This window comes from Pontibacillus marinus BH030004 = DSM 16465, assembly GCF_000425225.1.
Lineage (GTDB): Bacteria > Bacillota > Bacilli > Bacillales > BH030062 > Pontibacillus > Pontibacillus marinus.
Window position 1 is genome coordinate 72,133 of record NZ_KE384335.1, and the last position, 11,575, is coordinate 83,707.

The window sequence follows — 11,575 nt, forward strand, 5'->3', positions numbered from 1 at the left end:
TTCGAGGTACAACACGGTTCTTTTCATATAAGGTGATAGGAATCTTTGTTGGAACCAATTAGTATAAAAACATCGTCCAATGATCGATTTCTTTAAATCCTAAGCGTTTATAAATCTTTCCTGCATCAGGGTTGTCGTAAAAGAGGCACAGTTCTTTTCCCTCTGATAAAACGTCATAACATAGTTTAGACATACATTGAGAAGCATAGCCTTTTCGTTTGTAATCATTTAATGTACATACGCCAACAACCATGGCTGATTTTGAATTTTCAGCAGCGGTGGACGCGGCAGAAACCATCACTCCATTGTCGTTCATAAAATACGTTCTTGTAATTCCTTTTTCCATATTGCGCTTCATTTCCTCGTGGGACTCATTTGTAACAAACTCATCGATTTGACTATGTAGCTGAATGATTTGATCAATATCATGTTCGTTAGCTAGTTTTACGTTCGTATGAAGGTCAGGAGATTCAAGTTCTTTGTTATGGTCACATTTAGCATAAAATAACTTCCTTTTCTTTCTTAAGTCGTGCTTTATGTAGGGGTGTACTTGTGATGAAACTCTATCTAAACCAGATAATTCTTTGAAATTCGTACTACTGTTAATGACCTCCGCAAAACCTTGAGCATCAAAGGACCCTGGAGCATACGGAATGAAGTTTTGTTGGTATTTTAGCATTACTGCTCTTAATGAATCATCTTCATCGAAATCTCCCCATAAAGTTTGGAAGTCTTGCTCATATCCAAAAGCTTCAATATCTCCAAGTATAAATAAGTTCTCAGCAGGTGCCTCGTTTAGTAAGTTCATTGTTTGCTCATGGTCCTCTGCTGTCAACTTTCGAATCATAAGAACGCCTCCTATTAATAGATAGATATTATTATAAAATACCAAAATTAACATAATAAGTAAATGGAGAAATAAAAAGTGTTGGATCCGTTTATTGGGATCCAACACCTTACCATTTATTTATTTTCTTTTACCTTTTCCTTTAGCTTTCCCATTCCCTTTGTGTTCTTTTGATTTATGGTGTTTTTTCATAATTTTTTCTAGTTCATGGTGGATTTTGCGTTCTTCCACATCAGTATTTCCTTTATCCAGTTTGGATAGGGATTTCATAATATGGTGAACAGTAGAGTCAATGTGCTGTGAAGTATTACCGTTTGTTTCAATGAATTCGCTAAGCTCTTCATCTAAAAGATCAGCTAATTCATCGGAAGACAGCTTATCATAAAGGTCAATAATATGGTCTTTAACATCATCGAGTGATTCGTCACCATCTAGATAATCTCCGAAGATGTCTTTATCTATGTCTTCATCATGATCTTCGTCCTCTTCATCTCTAGCCATAACATCTTCTTCAAAGCGTGGCGTTAATTTGTATTCACCGTAGTTATAATCCACAACACCAATTATGGTTGTATATTCTTGATCTACATCGACAAGGTCTTGATCAGAATCAATTGTAAACGTACCTTCATCATCTTCAGCTGTATAATTGTGATGAGAGTCCACGTTTGTAACCCGAACACCATCAATTTCAACTAGCTGTCCTTCTAGTTCTTCACCAAGGTCATCAGATTCAATATTTTTTGGCTCAGGTACACCTGCATCCTCATCTGTAATCTCAATGTTAGAAGGAGAAGGTTGTAGTTGCAGAAGATCAAAATATTCTTCTGTACGTGCTTTCGCTTCGATTTGGTCGCCAATCTCTGCATTAATATCCTCAGCTCGAACAACTAGACCAGCAGTTTCATCTTGAATAAAGTAGTTTGTTTTTCCACCGGCTTCAAACATTGCAGTGATAATGCCTTCGACTTTAACTAACGTTCCTAAGTCAGCATCTCTCACATCTTCAATATCAGACGTTGCGATTTCATCTACAACATCTTCTTCGAATCGAGGAGTTACTTTGAACTCACCATTGTTGTAGTCGACATAGCCGATAAGCTGGGCATATGTTTCGTCAACTTCTACTAATTCCTGATCAGAATCAATGGTGAATGTTCCATTTGCATCTTTTGCTTCATAATTGTTATAGCTATCTTCTGAATTAATTGTTACATCCTCAAGCATCACGAGCTGGCTTTCTAGATCTTCGCCTATCTCTGAGGATTGAATAAGGGAAGGAGTGTTATATTCACCTTCATGACCAATAACTTCAGCATCTGATGATAAAACTTGAAGAAGACCGTAATAATCATTTGTTTCACCTGTTGCTTCAATATCTTCTCCAATTTCAGCATCAAGATCATCCGTTCTTACGACAATCCCTGCAGATTTATCTTGGATATAATAGTTTGTTTTCGACCCAGCTTCGTCTTTAGCAATAACTGTTCCAGTTACCGTTACCGTGTCACCTTCATCAGCATAACGAGCATCGGCGATAAGTGGGTCACGATCAAAGTTAGGATCATATCCAGCTTTTATAGCATCCTCTTCAGTCCAGAAGAAGACACGTTTATAAACGGGTACATCATCCCAATTTTCTGGTTGAACATATTCTTCGGTCTCATAGTTCCCTACGAATTTTGAGAAGTCTTTATCTTGTTCGCGCACCCGGAACTCAAAGGGTAGCTCTAGTAATGGTGTAGAATCGTCCCAAATTCCATAATCTTTTTCAACAGCCTGTTTCGTTGCTTGTTGGTAAGTAAGGAATGTCATATCTGATTCAAATGGATAAATAAAGTAGGTTACAGCATAGCCTTGTTCAACCATTTTAAGGTTCGTATTCACGCCATCATCTTTACGAATCACTTCAGCTAATAGGCGTCCATAATCATCTTTAGCTTCTTCTCCTAATTTCAGACGAACTTCATCTCCTGAATCGAGAAGGTTTTGTAAATATTGTGTAGCGCGTTCACCATGGTATTTTTGTGAGTGGTCTTTATTTTGTGTGACAAGAGATGGGTCATAAGAGTCTAGGTGGTAGGTTTCTGGGGTGTCGATATTTAAGTAACGTACAGTTGTTGTACCGAGAATAGGATCTTGAATTTTAATAGTATCTCCATCAACAACACGGTCGACTACTGCTGTATATTGTTCCTTTTGTTCTGGAGCCTGGACTTCTGTGTATTTACCTAAATTAGAAATCGTATCTTGTGGTAATGCAATCCATTCACTAGAAGGATCAAAAGAATCATAGAGGTCTTGATCTCCAGATGTTACGGATTGATTACGAACAAGTGTAGCATTTTGAGTGGATACCTGATTTTGGTTCCAAGCAGACCCTGGATCTTCACCAACTTTGCCAATGGAGTCTACAACAGTTCCTTGTCGTGTATCAGCGTCGTAATCTTTAAAAAGTACAATAGCATCGTCGCCATTAAAACTGTAAAAGTAAGTATTTCCTGTTTGATCTGCTACATCTAAGATATCCTCATTAGCTTCATCATGTGCAACAACATGTACTTCGTCATTCTCTAGTGTCCCTTCTAAATCAAGGACATTTACATATTCTCCGTCGTCAGGATCTTGTGAAGCACCATTGTTAAAATGGACAAGAGTATAATCCTCTAGGTCCACTTCATCCCCTGTACCATTATAGATTTCAAGGGCTTTGTTGTAGCTGCTACCTTCAATGTACTCAGAAAGGATCAATGTACTGTGATCTTCTGCCTGAACATTTGGTGTGATAGGTAGCACAGAAATAACTAAAATCATAGCTAGTAACAAACGGAATAGATGTTTAGGTTTGTGCAAAGCAATTCCTCCTTGTGTAATTGTTGTGATTCGCTTTCATTATGTTCCATTGGAAAAGTTTGCACAAATTTCCAAACGACCGTCACCTAAAGGAAGGAAGTCCTTTGTCGAAAACAAGAAATAGGAAAAAAATCTCATGGAAGTTTCGTGATAAGAGGAAAATAATGTGTATAAAGTTGTGGGATATTTTAGGAGGATTACAGATTATTAAAATGCGGAGTCAAAAAATGATTCTAAAGGAGTGTTTTTCCAAAAAAAGAGAGTTTAATAAATCCCGTGTTGCCTCGAATTTTGTCGAGAAGTATTCGGGTAACACGGGATGGGAGCACAATGGTTTAAACCCAAGTAGAAACTTGGTCTATTCCCATGCGTGGAGTTTTAGTTGGTGTCCACGCTTCTTTTCCGATCGATATAAGCATAATAGGTTCATAGCGATCAGAGATATTAAATTCTTCTTTCAGTTTATCGCCTGAGAAGCCGCCCATAGCTAGAGTGTCGTAGCCACGAGCTTCTGCAGCTAGCATCACTTGCATAGAAACCAGTCCAGCATTCACTAGCGCTGTATCGTGTGCAGCCTTTTCGTTCTCATAGATTTTATTAATTGTTGAGCGCATATTTTCCATCATATCTTTCGTGATCACTTCTTGTTCAACTAATGGACCGAATGCCGCATCTATATTATGATTCGCTTCTTTATCAGCTAAGATTGCCACCGTAGCTGCAGCATCTGTTACTTTTTCCTGGCCAAAGGCAATTGGAAGAAGTTTTTGTTTAGCCTCATCATTATGAAAGACTAGAAAATGCCAATGTTGTAGGTTAAAAGAAGATGGTGCTGTAATTGAATCATTTAAGATTTCTTCTAGTTCTTCTTGGGTAATCGCTATATTCTTATCAAATTCTTTTGTTCCATTACGTCTGTGCATGGTTTCTAACATTTTTGTGTCCATGTAATGGCCTCCTTAATCAATTCAGGTTATATATTTTGAAATTGAGATAAATAATAAAATTTTTTGGAACGGGATGTTTTTTCCACGCAGATTATTGTAACGAATTTATTTTAACGCTTCAATGATTTGAACTACTGTAAGTTTTACCATAAGCGTATTACAATAAAATGAAATACAAATCCAGTTAGGAGAGGGAATATGAATCAATCAACATTGTTTGAACAATGGGTAAAAGAAGCAGAGGAACCTTTTTCAGGCTGGGATTTTTCTTATATATCTGGAACGGGGCGTTCTGCAAGTGAACCTTTGCCATGGAGTTACGCAAGTGTTCTTCTTCCGTATTTTCGTATGGCACGTAGAGCTTTGGATATGGGGACTGGAGGTGGAGAGTTTCTTACAAAAATGCAGCCTTTCCCCTCTGAACTATATGCAACAGAAGGGTATGAACCAAATGTTCCAATTGCGAGAGAAACGTTGGAGCCACTATGTGTGAACGTCGTAGAGGCTGATGGTGAAGATGAACTTCCTTTTGAAGATCATATGTTTGGTTTAGTGATGAATAGACATGAAGCCTATCAGCCAAGTGAAATGTACCGCATAATTGAATCAGGTGGGCAGTTTATTACTCAACAAGTGGGTGGAAAAGATAACATTGAATTAAACCATCTACTAGGAGCAAATGAAGATTTTGGTTATGGAAATTGGTCGTTAGATACAGCAAAAGCAGAACTGGAGAAGTCTGGATTTGAAATACAGGGATCACAGGAATACTTCCCATACACTCGTTTTTATGATGTCGGTGCAATAGTGTATTTTCTAAAAGCAATTCCCTGGCAAATTGAAGATTTTTCAGTCGATCGTTATTTTGACAACCTCTTTCACATTCATAGAATGATTGAAGACCAGGGATATATTGATGTTCATGCACATCGATTCATTATTAAAGCTGTAAAAAAGTAAGGGTTTAGGCGTTCCCCTTACATTATGGGGGACGATTTGGTATTCTATTTAGTAACACGAAATATTTGAAAGTTTTCAAATTTACCAAGGAGGATGAATCATGCCATCAACAGACATGTTAGAAAAATATGCAGAACTTGCGATACACACAGGGGTTAATCTACAAGAGAATCAAACATTAATGATGAATGCCCCGGTAGATGGAGCGGAGTTTGCTAGAATTGTAGCTCGAAAAGCTTATGAAGCTGGAGCAAAACAAGTACATATTAATTGGACAGACGACACAATGCAACGTCTATTCTTCGAGAATGCAGCTCAAGAAGTACTTGAAACAGTTCCACAATGGTTAGTGGACCGTCAAAATTATTTTGCAGAGAATGGAGCGGCTGTACTTTCTATTCGTTCGACGAATCCTGACCTGCTAAATGGAATTGATTCTTCACGTATTGCTACTTATAATAAAGCGGCTGGGGAAGCGATGAAGAACTTCCGCAAATACATCATGAACGATAAAATTAGCTGGTCCATCGTTGCGATTCCAAATACCGAATGGGCACAAAAAGTATTCCCGAATGACAGTGAAGAAGATGCTGTAGCGAAGCTATGGGAGCAAATTTTCACAATTACTCGTGTTGATAAAGATGACCCATTAAAAGCTTGGGAAGAACATAACGAACTTCTAGCTCAAGCAAGAGATTATCTAAATCAAAAGCAGTACAAAAAACTAATTTACAAAGCTCCAGGAACAGACCTTGAAGTCGCTCTTCCAGAGGGCCATAAGTGGAAAGGTGGCGCATCCCCTACTGAAGATGGGATTAACTTTAATGCAAACATCCCAACTGAAGAAGTGTTTACACTACCTCATAAGTACGGTGTAAATGGTACCGTAACAAGTACGAAGCCATTAAGTTATGGGGGGAATCTAATTGAAAACTTCTCCCTTACTTTTGAAGAAGGAAAAGTTGTGGATTTCTCAGCTGAAAAAGGTTATGAAACATTACAAGAACTATTAAATATGGATGAAGGTGCACGTCGTTTGGGTGAGTTGGCTATTGTTCCGCACAAATCTCCAATCTCACAAAGTGGTCTAATCTTCTTCAATACGCTTTACGATGAAAATGCATCTTGCCACCTTGCATTAGGTAAAGCTTATCCAAGTTCAGTAAAAGGCGGAGCTGACATGGATGAAGAGCAACTAGACAAAAACGGTGTTAATAACAGTCTTGTACACGTCGATTTTATGATGGGGTCTGGCGAGCTAGACATTGACGGCGTTACCGAAGATGGAACAAAAGAGCCTCTTTTCCGTGATGGAAACTGGGCAATTGATTTTAACTAAAAGTAAGCAAACTGACTCTCTTTTTAAGAGGGTCAGTTTTTTTAGTGGAAGCCATTCCCACCCATGCAAAAGAGGAGATTGTTGAATTTTGTAGAATACATTACATAACTAACTAAATTGTGCTAGGCCACTATGTAATAAAGGAGCGAAAGATGAGGAAAGTCATTAATGTCATATTAAGTATTCTTGTCATCCTACTTTTAACTGCAGTTGGGTTATATCAATTAATGAATGCACGTAGTTTTCAGGTTGCTGGAGATCTTACTACTAAAGTAGATACAGAGAAAAAAGTAGTAGCGTTAACGCTTGATGACGGACCCTCAGAAAAAACAGAGGAGATTCTTCAAATTTTGGATAATAAAAATGTGAAAGCTACGTTTTTTCTTAATGGGAATATGATGAAAAAGTTTCCCGCTCAATTGGATGAATTAGTCCAGTCTGGTCATGAGTTGGGGAATCATAGTTATTCACATGACCGAATGGTGTTGAAATCCTATTCATGGGTTCGTAAGGAAGTTGAGAAAACAGATGAACTTCTTAGGAATGCAGGATATGAAGGGGCTATTCATTTTCGGCCGCCATATGGGAAAAAACTTTTCACATTGCCCCTATACTTAAATAACACCGATCGAAAAACGATTATGTGGTCTATAGAACCTGATACCTATGCTGATATTTCCGGAGATGCTACAAAAATTATTGATCATGTAAGCCATAACATAGAACCTGGTTCCATCATCCTTATGCATGTTATGTATGATAACGATGAAAAGTATTCACTTGAAGCGATTGAGGGAATGGTGGATTCTTTAAGGAAAAAAGGATACACCTTTAAAACCGTATCTGAGCTTTTGGAAAATCAACGTAAATAAACATGAAATGAACTCTCTACAATCGAAGCACCGTTTCGTGTATAATGGAATGCAAACAAACGTTCTGTGCGGAGGGAATCATTTTGGAACAGGATCTTATTTTAGATGGTTTAAATGAAATGCAACGGCTAGCAGTGACCACAACAGAGGGACCAATTCGTGTCATAGCAGGAGCAGGTTCAGGGAAAACACGTGCGCTCACGAATCGTTATGCTTACTTGGTAGAATATTTAGGGATTGAACCTTCGAATCTTCTTTGTGTGACCTTTACAAATAAAGCAGCTCAAGAAATGAGGCGACGTGTAAAGAAGCTAATAGGAGGAGAAAGGGATACAGGGTATATCTCTACTTATCATGGATTTTGTGTCCAAGTCTTAAGAGAAGATATTCACCACCTTTTATACCCTAAAAACTTCATCATACTAGACACAGAGGATCAAAAGACGATCCTACGAGAGATCTATGAGGAATTAGGTTTAAAATTAAATGATAGTAAATTCAATCGTAATTTAAAGAAGATTGCTGACATGAAAGTAGATACAGGTTATGTTGAACAACTCATGAATCCTAATGAGGTTATTGACCCTGCTGAAATAGAAGATCAGGACCGAAAAATCCTACTCATGTATTTAAAGAAACAGAAACGTGTATTTGGTTTGGACTTTGATGATTTAATCAACTTTACGTTTGTACTCTTTCAACGATATAAGAAAGTTTTAGCTAAATGGCAGGAACGGTTGCACTATATTCAAGTTGACGAATTTCAGGATAGTTCATCTAAACAGTTCGAACTCGTAAAGCTTTTGAGTGAACAGCATGGGAATTTATTCGTTGTGGGTGACCCGGACCAGACAATTTATGAATGGCGTGGTGCTGACCCAAAATTTATAGTGAATTTTGAACAATGGTTTCCAGACTGCCAAACGATTTTCTTAAATCAAAACTATCGATCGACTCCTGAGATACTATCTGTTGGGAACTCGTTAATCCAGCAAAACAAGCTTCGTGTTGAGAAAAGCATGTTTACAGAGCATCCTTCCGGAGTGAAAGTGGTTCACTATCACGGGAAGAATGAACAAGAAGAAGCCAAGTGGATTGTGGAACGAATTCAGACACTCGTAAAGAAGCAGGGTGTGAACTACAATGAAATCGCGCTTCTTTACAGGTCTAACTATTTATCCCGTTTTATTGAACAAGAACTTATTCACAGCAATATTGAGTACTCCATCTTTGGAGGGTTTAAATTTTTCGAGCGAAAAGAAATAAAAGATGCTCTCGCACATCTACGTCTAATTGCATTTGGGGATGATTTATCATTCTTGCGGATTGTTAATACACCTAAGCGTCAAATTGGAAAAAAGCGAATTGAATTCCTGAAAGAAAGAGCTGAAGCAGAAGGGTTATCCTTATATGAAACGCTTCAAAGATATGTGGATCATGAAATATTCCAACGAACGAAAGCGAGAGAATTCCTTGAAGCAATTGAAGCAATGAAACTAAAGCGAGAAGAGTTATCGGTGTCTGACCTTTTGCAAGATACATTACAAGCTACGGGTTACGAAGCATATATTCGAGAAGATGGAGATCAGGATCGGTTAGATAATCTGATGGAACTTCAACAATCTGTGGTTCAGTATGAGCGTTCAATTGGTGAGGATATTTCATTGGAGTATTATCTTCAAATGCTCACGCTTTACACAGAGAATGATCGGGAGGACCAAAAGGACTCGGTTAAACTGATGACAATTCACACAGCAAAAGGTTTGGAATTTCCGTATGTCTTCTTAGTAGGAATGACAGAAAGTGTTCTACCAAATGAGCGGTCGTTACGTGATCGTAAAGAGCATGCGCTTGAAGAAGAACGTCGTTTAGCTTATGTGGCTGTAACAAGAGCTGAAAAAGAATTGTATCTTACTGAATCAGAAGGATTTACAGGACGAGGTCAGAAAAAGTATCCTTCTCGGTTCATCTTTGAAATTGAAGAAGGTTTATATCAGAGAGTTGGGGTTATTGAAGAAGAAATGGAACAAGAAGCCCGTGAAGTCATACGAGTGGCAAGGCGGATTCAAACAAACAGTGAACGTGAAGCGAAATATGAAGAAGGTGATCGTGTAGAGCACCCTGTTTTTCAAATAGGGACAGTGCAAAGTGTGGATGAGCGTAAACGTGTGTACCATGTATATTTTGAAGAAATGGGGGTTACCCGACCAATCAGCTGGAACTTTAAAAAGCTAACCAAAGTGGGAGCGGATAGAGAGTCATAATGCATAACCTTTCAATTCTTAAAGAAAAGAGGATTCCCCGATTTTACAGGGAATCCTCTTTTTTAATATTACCAACATACCTACCATAAAAACGCATATACATATTTTCGGGAACACTTATAGCATCCGTCATTAAACAACAAGGTAGGTGACAGCATTGAAAGAATACGAGCACCTTTTTGAGGTGAAGAAAAACATCTTCTTATCAAAAGAGGATCCTGAATTCTTGAAGAAATATGTGAAATATCGACCTAAAGATGGACAAAAGCTTTATGAATACGCACTAGAATGGAAGATGAAGGGGCATGAAAAGAACTACTTAACTTATCTATCCAAAGCTGCAAGGAACGGGAGCTTTCAAGCGGAAAAATTACTAAAACAAGAAGGAAAGCATTCATCTTTTAAGAGAGTACTTCCGCCTCAGAAAGCCACAAGTATGTTAGGGTTATATGCTTGGATGACCTTGCTTTTTCTTCTGTTCATGATATTGCTGTTATTGTGTGGTATTTATCTTTTTCAAAAGTTTATTCATTCCTATGAAGTTGAACATCATTTCTATAAAGAAGAGAAGACTATTATTCATGATGAAAATAATTCTCCTCTACTTCAACCTAACTCCCCTCAAACTTATTCTGAAACAGATATCAAACAAATGGTTCTAAAAAATGCTATTATGCGATATCGTCAATCTAATGGGTCTTTCCCGGAAACAAATCAGAGACTCATTCAAGATGCACCGAATAATTGGCTTTCATTTATTCCTGATGACCTCATTTATACGAAGAATGCCGGTGGTTTTAAGTTAACTGCAGATGGAACCAATCCGGTAACGGACGAGGGCATTCCTCTTTTAGAGCTTCACCTCTATCCAGAGACTCATCAGCTAGCTCTTACAACAACTTCTGGCGAGAATCTTGCTCTATATAAAATAGCAAAGGGAGAAAAGCCACTACCATTTACCAAGAGTGAGGTGAAGATGAGGGTGGTTGAGCCCAATGGAGGGGGTGGCCCTCTAGGGACAAGAGGATTGGCATTGCAGAACGATTATGCTATTCATGGTACTGACGATCCTTCATCAATTGGGAAAAGTGTCAGCATGGGATGTGTACGTATGAATAATGAGGATATTGAAACCTTGTTCACCTATGTATCTCTCGGAACCCCATTCAGTGTCCAAGCAGGCAAACCAGAACCCCCAATGTTTAAGGAAGGGTTACCCAATTTAATGAATCCGAATGTCCTTTCTAACACCTCTCCTCAAGAAAACTACCCTTTCCGTGAGTTTAATTGGTTTCATTAGTACTTCTATAGAATCTCTTATTCAGTTTTATGGCAGGATTGTTGAAGACTTGAAACTGAGAGGAGTCCGTTGCTGTTGAGTAGTGCTATGGGCTATGTTCTCGTGGGAAGGAACAGTATTCCCTTGGGTAAGCGACAGATTCGCTCGGGTAGGCGATGGATTCGCTCGGGTAAGCGACGGATTCGCTCGGGTA

General features: G+C 38.4%; 8 protein-coding genes. 5 read left to right on the forward strand and 3 right to left on the reverse strand.

Annotated features, from left to right (window positions below; translation table 11 throughout):
• Window positions 1-58: 58 nt before the first annotated feature.
• The 3 genes from H514_RS0120695 to H514_RS0120705 form a co-directional block, all read right to left on the reverse strand.
• Entirely contained in the window at window positions 59-847 is a 789-nt protein-coding gene (locus tag H514_RS0120695) for a GNAT family N-acetyltransferase (RefSeq protein WP_027448682.1), read from the reverse strand.
• A gap of 120 nt (window positions 848-967) precedes the next feature.
• Window positions 968-3,700, reverse strand: coding sequence for a thermonuclease family protein (locus H514_RS0120700; protein WP_027448683.1), 2,733 nt, complete (start codon window positions 3,698-3,700; stop codon window positions 968-970).
• A gap of 335 nt (window positions 3,701-4,035) precedes the next feature.
• On the reverse strand, window positions 4,036-4,647 hold the full coding sequence (locus H514_RS0120705; protein WP_027448684.1) for a nitroreductase family protein: 612 nt from the start codon (window positions 4,645-4,647) through the stop codon (window positions 4,036-4,038).
• A gap of 198 nt (window positions 4,648-4,845) precedes the next feature.
• Here H514_RS0120705 and H514_RS0120710 point away from each other — a divergent pair, with 198 nt between their 5' ends.
• The 5 genes from H514_RS0120710 to H514_RS0120730 all read left to right on the forward strand — a co-directional run bounded on the left by H514_RS0120710 (window position 4,846) and on the right by H514_RS0120730 (window position 11,382).
• Window positions 4,846-5,607, forward strand: a complete 762-nt coding sequence (locus H514_RS0120710) for a class I SAM-dependent methyltransferase (RefSeq protein ID WP_027448685.1) — start codon at window positions 4,846-4,848, stop codon at window positions 5,605-5,607.
• A 100-nt stretch (window positions 5,608-5,707) separates the two neighbouring features.
• Window positions 5,708-6,946, forward strand: a complete 1,239-nt coding sequence (locus H514_RS0120715) for an aminopeptidase (protein WP_027448686.1) — start codon at window positions 5,708-5,710, stop codon at window positions 6,944-6,946.
• A gap of 152 nt (window positions 6,947-7,098) precedes the next feature.
• Window positions 7,099-7,818, forward strand: a complete 720-nt coding sequence (locus H514_RS0120720) for a polysaccharide deacetylase family protein (protein WP_027448687.1) — start codon at window positions 7,099-7,101, stop codon at window positions 7,816-7,818.
• 83 nt (window positions 7,819-7,901) lie between these two features.
• Window positions 7,902-10,082 carry an ATP-dependent helicase gene (locus tag H514_RS23650; protein WP_231566558.1) on the forward strand — a complete coding sequence of 727 codons (2,181 nt, stop codon included), beginning with the start codon at window positions 7,902-7,904 and terminating at the stop codon, window positions 10,080-10,082.
• A 157-nt stretch (window positions 10,083-10,239) separates the two neighbouring features.
• Complete coding sequence (locus H514_RS0120730) at window positions 10,240-11,382, forward strand: L,D-transpeptidase (RefSeq protein WP_027448688.1); 1,143 nt, start codon at window positions 10,240-10,242, stop codon at window positions 11,380-11,382.
• Window positions 11,383-11,575 lie beyond the last annotated feature (193 nt).